At 63.1% G+C, this 18916-nt stretch carries 17 protein-coding genes; 10 read left to right on the top strand and 7 right to left on the bottom strand.

What is annotated here, in order from left to right; translation table 11 throughout:
* Window positions 1-133: 133 nt before the first annotated feature.
* The 4 genes from ABD884_RS17735 to ABD884_RS17720 all read left to right on the top strand — a co-directional run bounded on the left by ABD884_RS17735 (window position 134) and on the right by ABD884_RS17720 (window position 5931).
* Window positions 134-2065: a DUF5107 domain-containing protein gene (locus ABD884_RS17735; RefSeq protein WP_345048686.1), complete on the top strand. Its 1932-nt coding sequence runs from the start codon at window positions 134-136 to the stop codon at window positions 2063-2065.
* A gap of 56 nt (window positions 2066-2121) precedes the next feature.
* Window positions 2122-4353, top strand: coding sequence for an McrB family protein (locus ABD884_RS17730; RefSeq protein WP_345048683.1), 2232 nt, complete (start codon window positions 2122-2124; stop codon window positions 4351-4353).
* A gap of 91 nt (window positions 4354-4444) precedes the next feature.
* Entirely contained in the window at window positions 4445-5635 is a 1191-nt protein-coding gene (locus ABD884_RS17725) for an McrC family protein (protein WP_345055000.1), read from the top strand.
* A 62-nt stretch (window positions 5636-5697) separates the two neighbouring features.
* Entirely contained in the window at window positions 5698-5931 is a 234-nt protein-coding gene (locus tag ABD884_RS17720; protein WP_028266259.1) for a PLDc N-terminal domain-containing protein, read from the top strand.
* On the opposite strand, the gene ABD884_RS17715 is transcribed toward ABD884_RS17720, so the two are convergent.
* The gene (locus tag ABD884_RS17715; RefSeq protein WP_345048679.1) at window positions 5873-6340 is read right to left on the bottom strand and encodes a very short patch repair endonuclease; all 468 of its coding nucleotides are present in this window, start codon (window positions 6338-6340) and stop codon (window positions 5873-5875) included. The two genes, ABD884_RS17720 and ABD884_RS17715, sit on opposite strands and share 59 nt — an antisense overlap.
* A gap of 234 nt (window positions 6341-6574) precedes the next feature.
* Here ABD884_RS17715 and ABD884_RS17710 point away from each other — a divergent pair, with 234 nt between their 5' ends.
* Together ABD884_RS17710 and ABD884_RS17705 are read left to right on the top strand one after the other, a co-directional pair.
* Window positions 6575-7981, top strand: a complete 1407-nt coding sequence (locus ABD884_RS17710) for a glycosyltransferase family 2 protein (RefSeq protein WP_345048677.1) — start codon at window positions 6575-6577, stop codon at window positions 7979-7981.
* Window positions 7982-7983: 2 nt separating this feature from the next.
* Complete coding sequence (locus ABD884_RS17705; RefSeq protein ID WP_345048676.1) at window positions 7984-8241, top strand: hypothetical protein; 258 nt, start codon at window positions 7984-7986, stop codon at window positions 8239-8241.
* Here ABD884_RS17705 and ABD884_RS17700 read toward each other — a convergent pair.
* The 6 genes from ABD884_RS17700 to bioB all read right to left on the bottom strand — a co-directional run bounded on the left by ABD884_RS17700 (window position 8225) and on the right by bioB (window position 13748).
* A complete protein-coding gene (locus ABD884_RS17700) occupies window positions 8225-9316 on the bottom strand; it encodes a cytochrome P450 (RefSeq protein WP_345048674.1) in 1092 nt (363 codons plus the stop codon). The two genes, ABD884_RS17705 and ABD884_RS17700, sit on opposite strands and share 17 nt — an antisense overlap.
* Complete coding sequence (gene bioD, locus ABD884_RS17695; protein ID WP_345048671.1) at window positions 9313-9993, bottom strand: dethiobiotin synthase; 681 nt, start codon at window positions 9991-9993, stop codon at window positions 9313-9315. The genes ABD884_RS17700 and bioD overlap by 4 nt, the downstream gene beginning before the upstream one ends.
* A complete protein-coding gene (locus tag ABD884_RS17690) occupies window positions 9990-11156 on the bottom strand; it encodes an 8-amino-7-oxononanoate synthase (protein WP_376953409.1) in 1167 nt (388 codons plus the stop codon). The genes bioD and ABD884_RS17690 overlap by 4 nt, the downstream gene beginning before the upstream one ends.
* Window positions 11157-11164: 8 nt before the next feature.
* A complete protein-coding gene (locus tag ABD884_RS17685) occupies window positions 11165-12475 on the bottom strand; it encodes an adenosylmethionine--8-amino-7-oxononanoate transaminase (protein WP_345048664.1) in 1311 nt (436 codons plus the stop codon).
* Window positions 12472-12579, bottom strand: coding sequence for a biotin synthase auxiliary protein BsaP (gene bsaP / locus ABD884_RS26350; RefSeq protein WP_486303894.1), 108 nt, complete (start codon window positions 12577-12579; stop codon window positions 12472-12474). The genes ABD884_RS17685 and bsaP overlap by 4 nt, the downstream gene beginning before the upstream one ends.
* A gap of 140 nt (window positions 12580-12719) precedes the next feature.
* Window positions 12720-13748 (bottom strand): biotin synthase BioB, encoded by a 1029-nt coding sequence (gene bioB / locus ABD884_RS17680; RefSeq protein ID WP_345048662.1) that lies wholly within the window; start codon window positions 13746-13748, stop codon window positions 12720-12722.
* 299 nt (window positions 13749-14047) lie between these two features.
* On the opposite strand from bioB, the gene ABD884_RS17675 reads away from it, so the two are divergent.
* The 4 genes from ABD884_RS17675 to ABD884_RS17660 all read left to right on the top strand — a co-directional run bounded on the left by ABD884_RS17675 (window position 14048) and on the right by ABD884_RS17660 (window position 18915).
* Entirely contained in the window at window positions 14048-14677 is a 630-nt protein-coding gene (locus tag ABD884_RS17675; RefSeq protein ID WP_345048660.1) for a DUF6318 family protein, read from the top strand.
* A 6-nt stretch (window positions 14678-14683) separates the two neighbouring features.
* Window positions 14684-15619, top strand: coding sequence for a hypothetical protein (locus tag ABD884_RS17670; RefSeq protein WP_345048658.1), 936 nt, complete (start codon window positions 14684-14686; stop codon window positions 15617-15619).
* A gap of 169 nt (window positions 15620-15788) precedes the next feature.
* Window positions 15789-16859: an alkene reductase gene (locus ABD884_RS17665; RefSeq protein ID WP_345048656.1), complete on the top strand. Its 1071-nt coding sequence runs from the start codon at window positions 15789-15791 to the stop codon at window positions 16857-16859.
* A 322-nt stretch (window positions 16860-17181) separates the two neighbouring features.
* Window positions 17182-18915 carry an MFS transporter gene (locus ABD884_RS17660; protein WP_345048654.1) on the top strand — a complete coding sequence of 578 codons (1734 nt, stop codon included), beginning with the start codon at window positions 17182-17184 and terminating at the stop codon, window positions 18913-18915.
* The last annotated feature ends 1 nt before the right edge of the window (window position 18916 follow it).

The following is an 18916-nucleotide window of genomic DNA, read 5'->3' as shown; positions in this document are numbered from 1 at the left end:
AGTTAACGTCGTTTTGAGCGCCCAGAACGACATTAAGTGCGAGTTAGTTGGGCGAGTCCCTTTACACAGGGGCGGCTGGCGTCAAAGATAGATGAAATATCGCGATTGAAAATGCCATCTAGGAGTCATAAAGATGCAAAACCTGAGCTTCTTCCCTATCACCCTGAACATGGCGGAGTTGGGCTCTCGCAACCCGTTGCCGGCGGTCATCGCGGAATTGGACCAGCCATACAGAATCGGCGACGATGTCCCCGAAGAGCTGCAGGCCGCGGCCCGCTACGGGCAAGTGCCGAACATGTTCCCGTACCTGATGCAGGACGGGTACTCGCGGGAGCTGACAGCCCGCGAGATTCCCGCGGTCGTGCTGGAGAACAGCAAACTGCGTGCCGTTGTGCTTCCCACCCTGGGCGGCCGGCTGTGGGAGCTCTTCGACAAGGCGTCGGGAAAGCATCTCCTCCACACCCACGGGACCATGCAGTTCGCCAATATCGCGCTGCGAAAGGTCTGGTTCGCCGGCGGCCTCGAATGGAACATCGGCACCCGCGGGCACTCGCCCACAACGTGCGATCCGGTGCACACCGCCATCGTCAAGACGCCGGAGGGGTACGAGGTCCTGAGGATGTGGGAGTTTGAGCGCCTCCGCGGGGTGGTCTTCCAAGTGGACATGTGGCTTCCGGAGGACTCGGACGTGCTCCTCACCGCCGTCCGGATCAGGAACCCCCATGACCACGATGTCCCGATGTACTGGTGGAGCAATGCCGCCGTTCCGGAAACGACCGAAACTCGCGTGATAGCCCCCGCGACGGAGGCTTTCGGAAGCGACTACACCACGGACATCTCCCGTGTCCGGCCCACGGAACACCAGGGCACGGATGCCACATGGCTGGTCAACAGCCCGCACGCAGCGGATTTCTTCTTCGACATCCAGCCCGGGCACCGGCATTGGATCGCCGCGGTAGACCACGACGGCGACGGCCTCGCCATGCTCTCCACAAGCCTCCTGCGGGGGAAGAAGCTGTTCGTCTGGGGCCAGGGCGACGGCGGAAAGCGCTGGCAGGAATGGCTCAGCCCCGGAGCCGGGCCCTACGCCGAAATCCAGGCAGGGTTGGCGCAAACCCAGTTCGAGCATCTGGCCATGCCCGCCCGGGCCGAATGGTCTTGGGTGGAGGCCTACGGTAATGCCAGGCTCGATCCCGCAACCTCCCATAGCCAGAATTGGGATGCGGCGGTGGCACATGCCGGCGCCCGGCTCGAAGACCTTGTCCCTGATGCGGAGTTGGAAGACGCGCTGGCCGAAGCCACGCGGAACTTCGCGCTGCCGCCGGACGAGATGTTGGTGCGCGGTGGCGCCTGGGGTGCTTTGGAGAGCGCCCGACGCCGGCACTCAGGAAAAGCGTGGGTGGACGAAATCGGCACCCCTTTCGCCAATGACGTAAAGCTGGGAGCTGTCGAGGAAACAGGCCCGTGGCATTGCCTGTTGGAAGGCGGGACCTTCACAGGCGCCGGGAGCTTCGTGGCCGGAGCCGATTGGGAAGAACTCCTGGCAAACGATGGGGGAGCGGAAGCCCAGTTCCATCTGGCCACGATGAAGCACGCCCGCCAGGACCTCGGCGGTGCGATCGCCGGATACGGCGCGGCCCTGGCTGCCGACGCCCTCTCGCCACGTTCCAAGGTCCTCGCCCACCGGGGCAGGGCCCTTGCGCTCCTTGCCACCGACAACACTGACGAAGGTTTGGCTGAACTTGCCACGGCGAGCCGGCTGGAGCCCTCCAACCTCCCCTTGCTCAGCGAAGCCATGAACCTCAGCATCGGACACGGAAACCCCGCCCAAGCACTCGCCTTGGCGAGCGAGGCACCTGCCGGAATGTCCGACGTCGGACGCGTCCGCTTCCTGACGGCGCTCGCCCTCGCGGGGGTCGGCAGGAGTCCGGAGGCGGCAGCGATTTTGCGGGCGGGCGTCGAGATACCGGACATCCGTGAAGGTGAAGACGGAATCGCCGCCTTGTGGCAGCAAGTATGCCCCGATGAGCCGGTGCCTGCCGGGTACCGCTTCGCCATGCACTGATGGGGGCGCCAACTTTCCGGATGCAGGCATCCAGCCAAACCATGTAAGTTGGCAGGGTGACTCCCTCCACCAAAACCCCACTGACCCGTGCCCCCGGTATCTCCAAGGAGATCGAAGATGCGGCGTGGTTTGTGTTGGGCCCGGGGCTGCAAGGCAAGGCTTCGGCGCTCGACGCCGCTACCCGCACATGGACCGTGGACGCCGCCGCCGAACTCTTGGAACGGCTGGAACGCGGCGTCGGAGACTCCAAGGCGCCCATGATGACAAATCTTCGCCAAAACCTGGAAGGGGCATCCCGCGAGGCCAAGTTGCTCGCCGTTGAACTCCTTTTCCTGCAGTCCCTGCCGCTGGCGCATGAGGTCAAGTCGCTCAAGGTCAAGCGCGCCCGCGTTGCCGAGGCCGCGTCCTGGCTCGATCCGGAGCTCGCGCTGCCCCAGGAGCTGTACCAGGGCATGACCGATCACGGCGTCATCCGTGACCGCACCGCGGAGTTCAACTGGACCATCTGGGACCACCTCACGTGGCTCTGCCGCTTCGTGGCGCACGTGGATGGCCAGTCCAACGCGAGCATCAACAAAGCCCTCAAGGACCCGCTGAAATTCCACGAACTCGCGGCGGCCACACCCGAGGACCAGCCAGCCATACGGCGGAGCATCGAATACTTGGCGTGGCCCAGCTACTTCGAGCCTGTGGTGGCGGACGTCGAGCGGCGCGAAATTCGGGACGCCTTCGCCTCGCTCGTTGGCGGTGCCCACGGCGAAAGCGAAACCGACATCACCGCGGACGTCCACCGCATCCGGCTGCACTTGGATGAACAGGCCGGCCAGCGCATCGATTGGTACGATCGCCAGCTCGTCAGCCAGTGGCGCAAAGTGGGAGATCCCGGCCGACGTGCCTGGCTGCTGCGCACCCATCAGGACTCCGCCGAGCTGCTCGCCGCTTGGAGGGACGAGGAAAAGGCAACGCTCGACGTCGAACACCTCCGCGAGCTCACCCCCGGCGTGACAGCGGGTGTGGTGCAGCACGCCGTGGACGAGGACTACAAGCATCTCGGCTACGTCGAGCGGGAAGACACCAAGACCGCAGTTTTCGCCTTCTTGACCGTGATGAAGCCTGGCGACCTCGCACTGTTCCAGAACTCCGGAGCCATCAGGATCGGTGTGGTCCTGGGCGAGCCGGAACACAACGAGGACAATCGCCGACTCCGCCGCAAAGTGCGCTGGTTCGACGAGACGCACCCGATTGCCGAAGCTCCCCGGCACGTCCAGCGTCAGCTCTCCACCTCGGGCATCGTCGTGGACGTCACCAGGGTCATCCAGTCGCTGCAGTCCCTCCTGCCGGCCGAAGCCGAATCCGACGGCGAGGAGACCGCCGCCCCGGACACCGTCGTCGAGCCCGTGATTGAAGGGTTCCGCCCCCTCACGGAAGAGTTCGCAGCGTCCTTGCACATGGAGCTTGAGCCGCTCAAGGAGATTGCCGAGCTCTTGGAGGAGAACCGTCAACTGGTGCTCTACGGCCCTCCGGGCACGGGCAAAACCTACCTCGCCAAGCATTTGGCTGCCGAGCTCGCAGGGGACAGCACCGATGAGCGGGTGAAGTTGGTGCAGTTCCACCCCTCCTACGCGTACGAGGACTTCTTCGAGGGGTACCGGCCGGACAAGACCGACGACGGCCAGGTTTCCTTCAAGCTCGTGGCCGGACCGCTGCGGCGCCTCGCTGAAGAAGCCGCGAAGCCCGGGAATTCCAACAAGCCCTACTTCCTGATCATCGACGAGATGAACCGGGCAAATCTGGCCAAGGTCTTCGGTGAGCTGTACTTCCTGCTCGAATACCGCGACGACCGCATCTACCTCCAATACAGCCCCAACGAACCATTCAGCCTGCCGGACAACCTCTACATTATCGGCACCATGAACACGGCTGATCGTTCCATCGCCATGATGGACGCGGCGATCCGCCGTCGCTTCGCGTTCGTGGAATTGCATCCGAAGGTGGAACCGATCCGTGGTTCGCTCCGGCGGTTCCTCACGGCACGCGGCCTGGACACCCTCAACGCGGACTTGCTTGATGCCCTGAACGACTCCATTGACGATTGGGACCGTGACCTGATGATCGGCCCCTCCTACTTCATGAAGAACGCGGCCCAGAACCCGGCCGGGTTGCGCCGAATCTGGAAATACGAGCTCATGCCGCTCTTGGAGGAGCACTACCACGGTCAATTGAACCGGGCCCAGTTGGAGGAGCGCTTCGGTCTGGACCAGTTGTTGGGTCGACTTGCGGCCCGCTAAGACCGCTCCGCCGCGGCCGGTCCGGGCCCCGGGCATCGGAAAGCCGGCGGTCCGAGCCTCCACGAAGGTCCCGGCCGTCCGCCACATCGTGATGGACGAACTCTCCTGCGGCATCGTGGACAAGCTTGACCCGGACACCGCCGCGCTGATTAACTCCAGCGGGCTCGCGAAGGCTTCGACCATGGGCATGGGCATCTACCGGATCGAGCCCGTGGGCAAGATCGGGTCCGTGCGGACGCCGACCGTCCAGTTCGAGGTACGGCCGAAGGACCGCCTGGGCTTGAGCCGTCTGCTCTTCTTGCTCAGCTACGCCGGGGACCAAGGCTTCCGCGAGGAATCCGTGGCCGCCGTCGAGCACCAGGACTTGTGGAGTGCGCTCGCGGAATCCCTCGCCCAGCTGGCCGAGCGGGCCCTCAGCCGCGGCCCGCTGCAGGGGTACCTCACCGTGGACGAGTCTCTCCGGACGGTCAAGGGCCGTATCCGGATCTCGGACCAGATCTCGCGCCGTCCCGGGATGCTGGTTCCGCTGGAAGTCTCGTATGACGAATTCACCGAGGACATTGCCGAAAACCGCATCCTGCGTGCGGCGCTTGAGCGGATGGGCAAGGTCCCTGGCGTGCGGCAGAACGTGCTCAGCCGCTTGCGGCAGCTCAAGGGAAAGCTCGACGCCGTTACCCGGCTGCAGTCCGGGGCGCCCCTCCCGAAGTGGCAGGCCAACCGCATGAATCTCCGCTACCACCCCGTGCTCCGCTTGGCCGAGCTGATCCTGCGGAATGCCTCCGCCGAAGCGGGCGAGGGGAAACAGCAGACCGCCTCGTTTGTAGTGGACATGTCCACTGTGTTTGAGGAATTCGTGGGCGTGGCTTTACGTCAGGCCATGCGGGCACATCCCGGGGAAATGCGGCTCCAATACGGCGCCACCCTCAACGAAGCCGTGCGGGATTCGGACCGCCTCACGGTGCGCCCGGACGCCGTGCATTTCCTGGGAGGCAGGCCCGTGGTGGTGTACGACTCGAAATACAAGGCAGCCACGGATTCGGGGGCATCGCTGAACGCTGACCACTACCAGCTCCTGGCCTACTGCACCGCGCTTCAAGTGCCCACGGCGTGGCTGGTCTACGCGGGCAAGGGAGAGATGAAACTGCGGAGGATCCTCAATACGGACATCGACATTGTTGAGTATCCCCTGGATTTGTCGCAGCCACCGGCGGAGATTCTTGCCGCCGTCACGGACCTGGCCCAGCAGTCCTGGGGAGAAGTGGTGCGACAGGCGCTTCTGTGATGTTCCTTCGGGGCGGCAGCCGGGTTAGGCTCAGAGGGCAGTCTTTTGCAGATGGAGGCACTATGAGCGGCAAGAAGAAGAAATCCTGGAAGGACATGACCCCTGGGCAACGCGCAGGCGTTATGATCGTGGGCGCGGGACAAATGGCGTTGCTTGTGGCGGCACAACGCAGCATCTCGAAGACCCCGGAGGCCCAGATCAGGGGAAGCAAGGCCCTGTGGCGGGCTGCAAGCTTCATCAACTTCTTTGGGCCGCTGAGCTACTTCCTGTTCGGCCGCCGTCGAGGAACTGCATAAGCTGATCCGCCAAAGCCGAACGGTCCCGCAGCTCGCATTCCCACACGGTGAGAACCTCCCAACCTGAGGCTCTCAGCAGGTCCCGCTGCGCGGCGTCGCGCTCCCGGGTGCGGGTTCGCTTGGCTTCCCAGAAGTCCGCATTGGCCGTTGGCGCGTGCTGTCCGGCCTTGCAGTCGTGGAAATGCCAAAAACAACCGTTCACAAAAATCACTTTGTGGCGGCCAGCGAAAACGAGGTCCGGGCTGCCGGGCAACTTCCCGCCCGCGGTCACGCCATGGAGCCGGTACCGGTACCCCTTGGCGTGCAGGAGCCGACGGACCAAGAGCTCGGGCTTCGTGTTCTTCCCCCGGATCTTGGACATATTCCGGCTGCGTTGCTCAGGCGTCAGCAGATCGCGGCTCTCGCCCATGTCCCCAGTCTACGCAGCGCACCCCGTGACGCTCGCTCACGTATGTGGGTCTTTCCGCCGACGCTCGCTCACATCAGGAGAAGGAACGATGCGGGTATAGAGGTTAAAAGTGCGGGAGAGTCAAGCGGCCGAGGCCGGAATGTCAACTTATTGCTTGAAGAAGAAACGTAAGGTTCAACCCGCGACGAAGGGCTGTTAGCATTTCGACCCATGGGCCGAGGGTTATTTCAGCGAATGGTCGGCATTGTTATAGCGGTAACTGTCGGCGGTGCGGCTGCCCTCCTATGGTTCGCTATTGCCTCGACGGGAAACTCAGCCGTTCCGTCGCGGGCCGAGGGCATCGTCCTTGGCGTCTGGAGCGTGCTCTACGACACCGAGGCACCGCAGCCCCGCGTGATTCTCGCGGCCATCGCCTTCGCGCTTCTGCTTTCCGTTGCCGTTGCCTTGCTAGAGCGGCGCATTGCCAACAGGTCGCGTCGCTCCGCGAATCCCCAGACACCGTTGGCTCCAAAACTTGTCATGGCGGAAAGCCGCGGAGTGTATGCCGGCCCGGTGACGGTGACCGTCCTGATCCCTGCGCACAACGAAGAAGTTTCCCTGCCGGCGACGATCGCTTCGCTTTTGTCCCAGTCGCACCGCCCGGAACGCGTGATCGTGGTTGCCGACAACTGTACGGATGCAACTGTCGCCCTCGCCCGTGAGGCCGGGGTTGAGGTCTTTGAATCCGTGGACAACACGAAGAAGAAGGCCGGCGCCCTCAACCAGGCGCTGAAGTGGCTGCTGCCAGGCCAAGGGGATAACGACGTCGTCATGGTCATGGACGCCGATACCAGTCTTGACGACGGATTCCTGGAAGTCGCAGTGGCGCGGCTGAGCAATGACAGGGCCTTGATGGCCGTCGGAGGCCTTTTCTATGGCGAGGAAGGGTACGGAATTATCGGCCAATTCCAACGCAACGAATACATACGGTACTCCCGTGAAATCGGACGCAGGCGTGGCCGCGTCTTCGTGCTGACAGGTACGGCCTCAATCTTCCGTCCCCGGGCTCTGCGCACAGTTGCCCAGAGCCGTGGTGAATCGATCCCGGGAATTCACGGAGACGTCTACGACACGGCATCGCTCACCGAAGACAATGAGCTGACGATCGCTTTGAAGTCCCTCGGCGGACTCATGATTTCACCCATGCAGTGCACCGTGGTCACCGAGCTTATGCCGAACTTCCGCACCTTGTGGTCACAAAGACTCCGTTGGCAGCGGGGAGCCCTCGAAAACCTTGGCGCGTACGGCGCCACGCCCCAGACACTTCGCTACTGGGCGCAGCAGTTCGGCATTGGCTACGGAGTCATCGCCCTCAGCGCCTACCTTCTGCTCATCGTCTTGATGGTGCTGTCGCTGGATAACTGGGTTTGGTTTCCGTTCTGGCTGGGAATCGGGATTGTCTTCTCGACAGAGCGAGTTGTCACGGCATGGAAAGGCGGCTGGCGTGCCCGGATCTTGGCGGTTACCCTCTTTCCGGAGTTGTTTTTCGATATGTTTCTCAACGTCGTGTATGTCAAGGGGATCATTGACATCTCCCTCGGCCGGCAGGCCAAATGGAAACACCTTAGCCGCGCACAGCCCGGCGAATCCCCGAAGGCTTAAACATGGCTAATTCCGCTTCTCTTCCTACCGGCATCCTCCTTCCCGAGGAAATCTTGCACTCCGATTGGTTTGCGGTTTTGGCGACCTTTGTTGCGATCAATACCTTGATGTATGCAGCGTTGGCGATCGCAAAAATTTTGCCGAAAGTGCACCCCGGCGATTGGATTCGCACCCGGAACAAGCGAACGGAGACCCGCAGCATCCACCCGGACGCCCCGGCTGTCAACCAAGCCACCGACTTCCTTAAAGCTCGACGCTGACCGTGCGTGGAGCTTGGAAGGACAGCAGGCGGAGCCACTTGGGTTTCGTATCTGCCAAACGGATGCCTTGCAGCGCCGCTACGGTTTCCTGCACAACGACGGCGGCCTCCAGTTCCGCGAGCTTCGCACCGAGGCAGCGGTGGATGCCTGAGCCGAAGGCCAGTCCGTAGGCAGTTGGACCTTGGCCCGATGACTTGTGGTTTCCCGTGAGTTCCAGCAGGATCTCGGCTCCGGCGGGTATCTGTTTCCCGTCGAGCACGGTGTCCTGGGCAGCAATCCTGCGCCAGGTGGGAACGGAAGATTCTGTGGCCAGGACGTGCCGGATGAGGTCCCGGGAGGTGGCGCCGGAGGCGGCATCCCTCCAGGCAAATCCTGTGGATCCTTCGGCAAGCCGGAACAACGCCGTGCTGATCAATTGCGTGGTGGTTTCCTGACCGGCGATCAACAGGAAGTACCCCAGGGAACAGATCTCGGGAGTGCTAAGCCCGTGTTTGGCCAAGGAGCTGAAGAGGTTCCGCCCAGGCGACGCAACCGCTTCGAGGACGAGTTCCCGCAGCCAGCCGTAGAACTCCGCCGCGCTGTGGGCCAGTTCTAGTTGCCGCTCGGCATCCGGCCAGCCCCAAAAGAGTTCCAAGGAGTCCAGGCTCCAGGCCTTCAACTCCTCAAGATCGCGAACGGGGAGACCCAGAAGTTCCAGCATCACGATTGCCGGTGGGTATGCTGCCACGGCCTGCACAAGATCCACCTGCCCGGCCGTCTCCAGAATTTTGACTGCAGCAAGCGCGGCATCCCGTGCAATCCCGCGTATACGCGGCTCAAAAGCGCCCACCGTTGCCGGAGTGAAGAACGCCGCCACCACCTTCCGGATGCCGGCATGGGAATCGGTGTGGTTGCTGGCCAGCACGGGCGGCAGGGCGAAGCGGGCACGCTGCAGGACCCGCAAGGATGGTCCGGACAACGGTGTCACCGCGATGAGGGCGTTCGCCGGACTGAAGTCTTCAGGCCGGTGCAGGACCTCCCGCACCGCCGCGGGCTCCCTCACTACCATGTAGGGACATGTCCGGGTGTTGTTCATGAGGAGACTCCGCTCAACCAGTGCGCGCTTGCTTCACGGAAAGTCACCGGGGGAAGGTCCGCTGCGTGCTCGGGGATCACTCCAAGGAGGGGCCGCAACGCGCCAAGGCTCGCCCGGTTGCCGTGTTCCAGCGCGCCGGGTTGATCCGGCCACGAACCCAGCACCACTCCCTGGATGGCCAGATCCCTGCGTTCCAAGGCTTCGAGCGTCAGTGCGGTGTGGTTCAGGGTTCCCAACGCGGGACGGGCAACCACCACAAAGGTCGCATCCCGTCCAAGGTGCCTGCCCAGATCCGCCAGCGTGCCGCCGTCGGCGTCCAACTCCACGAGAAGTCCACCCGCGCCCTCCACCAGAACGTGGTTGTGGGTGCTAGCAAGTTCGCGGACGCGTGCAGCGTGTGCCGCCAGCGGCGGCAACGTGACCCCGTCCAGCGCGGCCGCGGGCACCGGAGCAAGGGGTTCTTGAAGCACGACGCCGGCCTCGGCCGTGAGCGGTCCGGCCAAGCGGGTGATTTCGGTGCAGTCGGAGTCGCCTGCCGCATCGCCGCTCTGGCAAGGCTTGTAGACGGCCACCGACCGGCCCTTCGCCTGCAGCGCGGACGCGAGTGCCGCCGTCGTGACGGTCTTGCCGACGCCGGTGTCCGTTCCGGTGACCAGCACTATGTGAGGTAGTTTCACTGAGTTTCCTCCAAGATGCGGCGCAACGTTGCGCACGCGTGGTCGATGTCGTGGGCCGTCAGGGTGGCCCGCGCCGTCAGCCGGAGGCGCGAGACGCCGTCGGGCACTGATGGCGGCCGGAAGCAGCCCACGCGGACTCCCGCCCGGTGTGCTGCCTGGCTTGACGCGAGTGCAGCAGCGGCAGACGGCATGGGAATGGACTGCACGGCACCGGCCGGCTTCCCGACGTGCGCGACGACGGTCCCCGGCCCCAGGAGCGCCGGCGCAAGTCCCGCCGTGAGGATGGCTGCGTTCCGGTGGACTGCCGCAGCACGCCACGGTTCCGCGCGGATGATTCCGACGGCGGCCAAGGCTGCCGCGGCCGACGACGGGGCAAGCCCGGTGTCGAAGATGAAGCTGCGCGCCCTGTTGATGAGGTGTTCGCGGAGCAGCGCGCTGCCCAAAACCACGCCACCCTGGCTGCCCAGCGACTTGGAAAGCGTTGCCGTCAGTACGACGTTGGGGTGGCCGGAAAGATCTGTTCCGGCCACCGAACCGTGGCCTTGAAATGCGCCGTGACCCGCAACCCCGAGGCTGTGGGCTTCGTCCACGAGGAGCACTGCGTCGTATTCTTCTGCCAAGGCCAGCAACTGGGGGAGCGGGGCGGCGTCACCGAAGACGCTGTAGATGGACTCGACGGTGATGAAGGCCCTCGGTTCCGTGCGGTGACGCAGGAGCTGTTCGATTGCGGCAAGGCCGTTGTGCAGGACCGTTTCCACCCTCGAACGGCTCAACCGGAAACCGTCAACGAGGGAAGCGTGACAATGTTCGTCGGCCACAATGAGGGTTCCAGGGCCGCCGAGCGCCGTCGTGACGCCGAGATTGGCCAGGTACCCGGAAGAGAAGACCAATGCGGATTCCATCCCGGTGAGGTTCGCGAGTCCGGCTTCGAGCTCCAGGTGCAGTGCCGTGGTACCGGCAACCAGCCGCGAGGACGTGGCGCCGGTTCCCCAACGGCCGATCGCCTCCCGGGCAGCCTCGGCCAACCTCGGGTCCGTCGCGAGGCCCAGGTAATCGTTGCTCGCCAAGTCCACCGGGGTATCTGCTGCCTTCCGGGTCATGGGCGTGCGGACGAGTCCCCGGCGCTCGCGGACCGCGGCCTGCTTTTCCAGCCACGCGTTCATGGATCGGCTCATGGGCCGTGCACCTCGGTCACGGCAGCCACCATGCCGTCGGCCATCCGCCGAATCTCTTCGATGGTGCTGACATAGGGCGGCATCGCGTAGACGAGATTCCGGAACGGGCGCACCCATATTCCGTGCCCGACGGCGGCGCGCGTCACGGCGGCGACGTCCACTTCCGTGTTCAACTCGATGACGCCCACGGCGCCGATCGTACGGACCTCCTTGACGGCGTCGAGCGCCAGGGCGGCCTCGAGGCCGGCCGTCAGGCCCGAGCCGATCCGTGCCACGTCCGTGCGCCACGCGCCGCCGTCGAGGATTCCCAGACTCGCGTTGGCGACGGAACAAGCTAGGGGATTGCCCATGAACGTGGGCCCGTGCAGCAAGGCGCCCGCGTCGCCGCTCGAAACCCGTGCCGCGACCTCGCCCGTGCACAGCATTGCCGCCAGCGTGAGGTAACCGCCGGTGAGTGCCTTGCCGATGCACATGATGTCCGGAACGACGCCGGCATGCTGTGCGGCAAACAGTTCGCCCGTGCGGCCGAAACCGGTGGCGATCTCGTCGAGGATCAGGAGGATCCCGTGCCGGTCGGCGATGTCGCGGAGGATACGCAGGCATTCGGCGGCGTAGACGAACATGCCGCCGGCGCCTTGAAGCACGGGCTCCACGATGATCGCGGCCAGTTCGTTGGCGTGTTCCGTCGCAAGGCTCTCGACGTGTGCCTGCCACTGCGCGATCTCCTCGGGCGGCGAGCCCGGCGCTGGTGGTTTCGCGGCAAACACATTGGCAGCGAGCAGTCCGGGGAAGGCTGAATGCATGCCGTCCACAGGGTCGCAGACTCCCATCGCCGCGAAGGTATCCCCGTGGTAGCCGCCGCGGATGCTGAGGAAGCGTTGTCTTTTGGGGAAGCCCGAAGCAGTCTGGAATTGCACCGCGAGCTTGAGGGCCACCTCCACTGACACCGATCCCGAATCCGCCAGGAAAACCCGCTCCAACCGTGGCCGATCCGCGGCGGAAGGGGCCATCGCCACGAGCTTTTCGGCTAGTTCGACGGCAGGCTCGTGGGTGAGGCCGCCGAACATCACGTGGCTGAATGTGTCTAGTTGGCGCTTCGCCGCGGCGTCCAGGAGCGGGTTCCGATACCCGTGGATGACGGACCACCAGGACGACATGGCGTCGAGAACCTCATGGCTTCGGCCGGCTTCGTCGCGGAGCCGCAGCGTCACGCCGTCGGCATCTTCGACTTCCCACAACGGCAGCGTCCCCGACGCCGGAGCGTACGGATGCCAGAGGCTTGCCCGGTCTCGTTGGATGAGGTTCATGGCACGAGCCGTCCATGGCGCGAGCATTCAGCGGTCCAGCCCAGCGGCGTGACTTGGACCTTCATGCGGCGCCGGCACACAGCGCAATAGCGAGGCGGTTCCATCGCGAGGCGACGCTGGCAGTCCTGGTGAGCGTCCGACGTCGGGCGCTCGCCTTGCGGTGCGGGCGCGCTTTGCGGTGCGGGCTGGCTTTGTGGTGCGGGCGCGCCGCAGTGGCCGCAGAAGTTCGCTGTGGCTTCGGAGTTCATAGCGACTTCTGGAGTTCCTTGATGGGCATGTTCAGCTCCACGAGGAGGTTGAGATCGGCGTCGGCAGGACGGCCCAAAGTGGTGAGGTAGTTGCCGACAATCACCGCGTTGATCCCGCCCATGAGCCCTTCGCGAGTGCCGAGGTCGCCCAGGGTCAGTTCCCGTCCGCCGGCGTAGCGCAGGACGGTCCGGGGCATGGCTAGACGGAACGCTGCGATCGCGCGGAGGGCGTCCTTGCCGTCCATGATTCCTTGGTTTTCGAGGGGTGTACCCGGCCGAGGGTTGAGGAAGTTGAGCGGGACTTCGTGGGGTTCGAGGGCTGCGAGTTGGCTGGCGAGCTCGGCGCGTTGGGCGGTGGTTTCACCCATTCCGATCAAGGCGCCGCAGCACAGTTCCATGCCGGCGGCCTTGACCATGTTGCAGGTGTCCAGACGTTCCTCGTAGCTGTGGGTGGTGACGACTTCGGGGAAGTAGCTTCGCGCGGTTTCCAGATTGTGGTTGTAGCGGTGGACGCCCCATTCGGCGAGCTGGTCCACTTGGCGCTGGGTGAGCATGCCCAACGAACAGGCGATATTGATGTCCACTTCTTGGTTGATGCGGTCGATCGCGAACTTGATCTGGTTCATGAGCTTGATGTCCGGGCCGCGGACGGCTGCGACGATGCAGAACTCCGTGGCCCCCGTGGCCGCGGTTTCCTTGGCGGCCTTGACGAGCTCGGGAATGTCGAGCCAGACGCCGCGGACCGGGCTGTCGAAGAGGCCAGACTGGCTGCAGAAGTGGCAGTCTTCCGGGCACCCTCCGGTCTTGATGGAAATGATGCCCTCCACTTCCACGTCCTCGCCGCAGTGTTCCAGGCGGACTTCGTGAGCGAGCTGGAGCGCTTCGGGGATGGCCTCGTCCGGGAGCTCCAAAATCTCGAGCAACTGGGATTCGTCCAGGCCTTGGCCGTTCCTGAGTACTTGCTCCCGGGCTGTCTCCAGAATCGGATGGCTGGAGGTGTGCGATGGGTTTGGCTGGGTGATCATGGTGCTCCTGGGCCGCTATTTGCAGGATTAGTGCGTTTCCTTCATGACGGTAATGGGCGCGTGGTCTCGTGATTTTGTTGGACGTCCACAAACCCGGAGCATCAATCTTGGCGGCTGACTCGCTGGATAAGTAACAGCGTGGAAACACCGTGGTGACTTCGTGGTTCCTTCCCGTCGATAAGGGCCAGGCCGTGGCGGAGCGGGTCGCGGCCTGTGGATAACTTTCCCTGCAGTATCGACAATTGGGTTAGCCTTTTGGGAAACGTTCAGTCTTGACGACTATTTGGGGATAGCGAACCATGACTCCACGCACTTTCATATTTGCCCGTGCCAAGCTTTTCGTTATTGCATCCCTTGCGGCAGCGTTGACGCTGACTGCCTGCGGGAACGGTGGCCAGCCACAGGCCGAACAATCTGCCTCACCCACGGTTTCTGCCAGTGCCTCTCCGACTCCGACCGCTGCCTACAAGCCGGCTGATGCCAAGGGGAAAGCACAGAACGTGCCCGTTCCCGTGTTACCGGAAGCCGCGAAGGCCAATAGCAAGGAGGGTGTGGAGGCGTTTGCCAAGTACTGGTTTGAGGTGCTGAGTTATGCGTATGAGACTGGCGATCTGGCGATTTGGTCTGCGAAGACATCCGCGGAATGCACGTTCTGCACTCGAATCAGACAAGGCGTAGAGTCCGCATACCTGAAAGGAAGATGGGTTGTCGGTGGCAAAATGACAACTCCGTTGGTCGAAGTAACCTTCAAATCCGAGGCGCTGTCGCAACGAGTGATTCTCCAGACCATACAAGCTCAGATCGACTACTACGATGCCGATGGAAGTATAGGGCAGCCTGCAACGCCGCTATCGAACAGCGCATCAATAATGATTGCAGCTTTCGAATCAGGTTCTTGGAAGGTTAAAGATCTCGGATTGATTCGGTAGAGGCGAATGAAGACGCGGAGATGGACAATTTTTGCAATCGCGTTGACCGCCATGCTCACTCCTCCCACGACGTTCGCAGCGGCGAATAGTGATGAACGCGTATCCGCGGGATACCAACAAAGTGGAATTGACGTGTCGGCCAATTGGATCCGGGACCTTCAGTCCGGCGAAATTGTCCCAGCCCCTCCAAACCATGTCGTCGACGATCCGAACCAATATAAAGCAGATCTCCAATGCCAGGTTGACGATGATGCCTTGGACAAGAAGTGCCTTCCAGGGCAGGTTCAATGTCCGCCCCGTGAGTCTGGCGGGAGTAGCGGAACTCCGGTCATTTGGAAGGTCGCCCCGAAGTCGATTTCGAATCCTACGTGGACTGACTGGAAGTCGGGCAACAATGGTCCGTCATGCTTGTACGAGCAAAAGCCAGAAGATCTTCTGCCGAGAATCGCCGCGAGAATCACCAACGACTTTCGCGCCCTTCCGATCAAGCCCGCGGACTTGACCGCCCAGCCAAGCCCCCACACACTCCTAGGCGCTGAAACCAACATTTATGCTGACGCCATTGAGCAGCAATTCGCCGTGACGATCCTTGGTCAACAGGTCCATATAGAGGCAACTCCGGTGGAATACACATACACCTATGGTGATGGCAAGAGCCTCGGACCAACGCCTGTTGCTGGCGGCCCACTTTCACAGGAGGAATGGGGCCAAAAGACGAGAACAAGCTATGTCTACCAGCAGACAGGTGACTTTCCGTTGTCCGTGACTACCACCTTCCGCGGTACCTACTCCGTGAACGGTGGCCCGAACTTGCCGATTCCTGGCACGGGACAGTTTGCCTCGCCGTCGCAGAAAGTGAGCGTCTGGCGGTCGATCACGCGAAACTATGCCGACAACTGCATCGTGAATCCGCGGGGCGAGGGTTGCCCGGGAGGCCCCTAGCTTCGGCGGCGGTCTGCGGCAAGATACGCAGCATTCGACGGCGGCGTCCGACCCCTCCGCGGGAGGCGAGTGCCGCCGTCGTCGTGAGATCCGCGTCTCAAGAGGAATAGTTGCAAACGCGTGGCAGTTACCCCAAGTGGACCTGTTCCCGTTTTGAAAGGCATTGCCCATGTTGTTTTCCTCACTGACTCTCGGCGAACTCGAACTTCCTAATCGTTTGGTCATGGCGCCGTTGACCCGCCTCCGTTCGGGAGCTGAAGGAATTCCCAGCTCGCTGGTCGCGGAACACTACGGGCAGCGGGCTTCCCTGGGACTGATTGTCAGCGAGGGCACCTACCCGACGCCGTCAGGCCAGTCATACGTGGGGCAGCCCGGCCTCGTTACCGACGAACAGATCGCAGGCTGGAAGAAGGTGACCGACGCTGTCCATGCCGAGGGTGGCCGTATTTTCGCCCAGGTCATGCACGGGGGACGCGTTTCCCATCCGGACATCACCGGGGGTCATGAGATCGTGGCACCCAGCGCAATCGCCATCGACGGCGAAGTCCGCACGCCGAACGGCAAGAAACCCTACCCGGTGCCGCGCGAACTGAGCGCCGATGAACTTCCTGCCGTGATCCAGGACATCGTCACGGCGTCCCGGAACGCCATTGAAGCAGGGTTCGATGGCGTTGAACTGCACTCGGCCAATGGATACCTGCTGCACGAGTTCCTGGCACCTAACTCCAACGTCCGCACGGACAGCTACGGCGGTTCCCCGGAAAACCGGGCCCGCTTCGTGATCGAGACCGTCAACGCAGTGGTTGAAGCCTTGGGGGCTAACCGGGTAGGCATCCGTATTTCGCCGGAGCACTCTGTCCAGGGAATCGCGGAGACCAACCCCGCCGATGTTCGCTCCACCTATGAAGTTCTGGTGGACACCATCGCCTCGCTCAACCTCGCCTACCTGAGCATCCTCCACCATGATCCCAAGGGTGAGCTTGTCCAAGGCCTGCGCGAGCGCTTCAACGGCACGTTCCTCGTCAACACCGGCTTCGGCGTGGTCACCACTAGGGACGAGGCCGCCGCACTCGTGGCCGAGGGACTCGCCGATGCCGTGGTGGTTGGCCGCGCAGCCATCGCCAACCCGGACCTTGCCCGCAGGTGGCGTGAGAGCCTCCCGCTCAACGAGCCTGATCCCTCCACGTTCTACGCTGACGGCGCCGAGGGGTACACCGACTACCCGTTCTACACCAACTAGAACCCCTGAAACGGCGACGGCGGCACCTGGGGAGGGTGCCGCCGTCGCCGTTTAACTCTGGGGACGGAGTTCCCCCGTGGCGTCGCATTCTGCTGGATCATTCGGGGTGGCACGTTTCGAAGCCTCCGGAATCACGGGCAAACCAGGCCGTGCGAGAGGAATGATCCAGCAAAATATCGCACGAACCCGTGGGAAATCTCGATGAGCTACCGCTCTCGCAAACTACTCGCCTCCGGGCAGTTCTCTCGGCGGCCTCTGGGTCTAAGGTTTTTAGTGAAGTAACAGTCCCGAAGCGGCCTTGTGCCGGGAAGGGGTGGTTGTGGTGGCGACTAAGACCCAAATCATCAGGGACAAGCGCCAGGCCCGGATCGAGCATGCGGTCGCCAGCCCGCACTACAAATGGACAGTTCTGACTAACACCACGCTGGGTGTGCTGATGGCGACCATCAACTCCTCGATCATGTTGATCGCGCTGCCCGACATCTTCCGCGGCATCCAGGTCGACCCCCTGGCTCCGGGCAACACGAGCCTGCTGCTCTGGCTTGTCATGGGTTACATGATGGTTACCGCGGTGTTGGTGGTTACCTTCGGCCGGCTGGGCGATATGTACGGCAGGGTGAAGATGTACAACGCCGGTCTGGCCGTCTTCACGGTGTTCTCCGTGCTGCTGTCGGCAACGTGGCTCTCCGGGACTTCGGGTGTCCTTTGGCTGATCATCATGCGCGTCCTGCAGGGAGTCGGCGGCGCCATGCTGATGGCAAATTCTGCCGCGATCATCACCGACGTTTTCAAGGTCGACCAGCGCGGTCTGGCCCTGGGTCTGAACCAGGTGGCCGCCATTGCAGGATCATTCCTGGGCCTGATCATCGGAGGACTTTTGGCTCCGTTGGATTGGCGTTTGGTGTTTCTTGTCTCCGTGCCAGTGGGGTTGGCCGGCACTGTCTGGGCGTACCTGAGCCTGCATGACACGGGGATCCGGCAGCCGGCCAAGCTCGACTGGTGGGGCAACGGAACATTTGCGGTGGGTCTGGTGGCCGTGCTGGTAGGTATCACCTACGGCATCCAACCGTACGGCGGCCACACCATGGGCTGGACCAACCCGTGGGTCCTCGCGGCGCTGATCGGAGGCACCGCGGTGCTGGTGGTGTTCTGCCTCGTGGAGAGGAAAGTGGACGAGCCCATGTTCCATCTGGCGCTGTTCCGCGTCCGGGCATTCACTGCCGGAAACCTGGCATCGCTGATGTCCGGCATAGGGCGGGGCGGGCTGATGTTCATCCTGATCATCTGGCTGCAAGGAATTTGGCTACCCCAGCATGGCTATAGCTTTGAAACCACGCCGCTCTGGGCAGGCATCTACATGCTGCCCCTTACCGCGGGGTTCCTGATCGCAGGACCGCTTTCCGGATGGCTTTCCGACCGCCACGGAGCCAGGCTGCTGGCCACCTTGGGCATGGTGGTGGCGGCAGCCAGCTTCCTGTGGCTTCTGGTGCTGCCGGTGAACTTCACTTACCTGCCATTCTCGCTGGCCCTGCTGGTCAACGGCCTGGGCATGGGGCTGTTCGCCGCACCCAACCGGGCCGGAATCATGAACGCGCTGCCGCCTAACCGCCGAGGCGTGGGCGCGGGCATGAGCACCACCTTCCAGAACTCGGCCATGGTGCTCTCGATCGGGATCTTCTTCTCGCTCATGATCGCCGGACTTGCCCGGACATTGCCGCAGACGTTGAGTTCGGGCCTGACGGCGCACGGAGTCGCCGCCGCAGACGCCGCTAAGGTCGCTCAATTGCCCCCGGTATCTGTGCTCTTCTCCTCATTGCTGGGATACAACCCCGTGGAGGCCTTGCTCGGACCCAAGGTGCTCAGCGCTCTTCCGGCCAAGGACCAGGCATTTCTCACCGGCCGTTCCTTCTTTCCAAGCCTGATCTCCGGGCCGTTCGCCGAAGGGCTGGCCGTGGCGTTCGCCTTTGCCATTGCCGCCTGTCTGGTGGCCGCCTTTGCCTCGGCACTGCGTGGCGGGAAGTATGAGTACACGGAACGTCGGGGTGGTCCCGAATGAA

The sequence above is a fragment of the Arthrobacter methylotrophus genome, assembly GCF_039539965.1.
GTDB classification, from domain to species: domain Bacteria; phylum Actinomycetota; class Actinomycetes; order Actinomycetales; family Micrococcaceae; genus Arthrobacter; species Arthrobacter methylotrophus.
The sequence above is the reverse complement of the archived record's forward strand: the minus strand, read 5'-3'. Positions and strand labels throughout refer to the sequence as shown.

What these genes read in the sequence shown, in the direction of transcription:
- ABD884_RS17735 (WP_345048686.1), top strand. Translation starts at nt 134, where the DNA reads ATGCAAAACCTGAGCTTCTTCCCTATCACCCTGAACATGGCGGAGTTG.
- ABD884_RS17725 (WP_345055000.1), top strand. Translation starts at nt 4,445, where the DNA reads ATGGACGAACTCTCCTGCGGCATCGTGGACAAGCTTGACCCGGACACC.
- ABD884_RS17720 (WP_028266259.1), top strand. Translation starts at nt 5,698, where the DNA reads ATGAGCGGCAAGAAGAAGAAATCCTGGAAGGACATGACCCCTGGGCAA.
- ABD884_RS17715 (WP_345048679.1), bottom strand. Translation starts at nt 6,340, where the DNA reads ATGGGCGAGAGCCGCGATCTGCTGACGCCTGAGCAACGCAGCCGGAAT.
- ABD884_RS17710 (WP_345048677.1), top strand. Translation starts at nt 6,575, where the DNA reads ATGGTCGGCATTGTTATAGCGGTAACTGTCGGCGGTGCGGCTGCCCTC.
- ABD884_RS17705 (WP_345048676.1), top strand. Translation starts at nt 7,984, where the DNA reads ATGGCTAATTCCGCTTCTCTTCCTACCGGCATCCTCCTTCCCGAGGAA.
- ABD884_RS17700 (WP_345048674.1), bottom strand. Translation starts at nt 9,316, where the DNA reads ATGAACAACACCCGGACATGTCCCTACATGGTAGTGAGGGAGCCCGCG.
- ABD884_RS17690 (WP_376953409.1), bottom strand. Translation starts at nt 11,156, where the DNA reads ATGAACGCGTGGCTGGAAAAGCAGGCCGCGGTCCGCGAGCGCCGGGGA.
- ABD884_RS17685 (WP_345048664.1), bottom strand. Translation starts at nt 12,475, where the DNA reads ATGAACCTCATCCAACGAGACCGGGCAAGCCTCTGGCATCCGTACGCT.
- bsaP (WP_486303894.1), bottom strand. Translation starts at nt 12,579, where the DNA reads ATGGAACCGCCTCGCTATTGCGCTGTGTGCCGGCGCCGCATGAAGGTC.
- bioB (WP_345048662.1), bottom strand. Translation starts at nt 13,748, where the DNA reads ATGATCACCCAGCCAAACCCATCGCACACCTCCAGCCATCCGATTCTG.
- ABD884_RS17675 (WP_345048660.1), top strand. Translation starts at nt 14,048, where the DNA reads ATGACTCCACGCACTTTCATATTTGCCCGTGCCAAGCTTTTCGTTATT.
- ABD884_RS17670 (WP_345048658.1), top strand. Translation starts at nt 14,684, where the DNA reads ATGAAGACGCGGAGATGGACAATTTTTGCAATCGCGTTGACCGCCATG.
- ABD884_RS17665 (WP_345048656.1), top strand. Translation starts at nt 15,789, where the DNA reads ATGTTGTTTTCCTCACTGACTCTCGGCGAACTCGAACTTCCTAATCGT.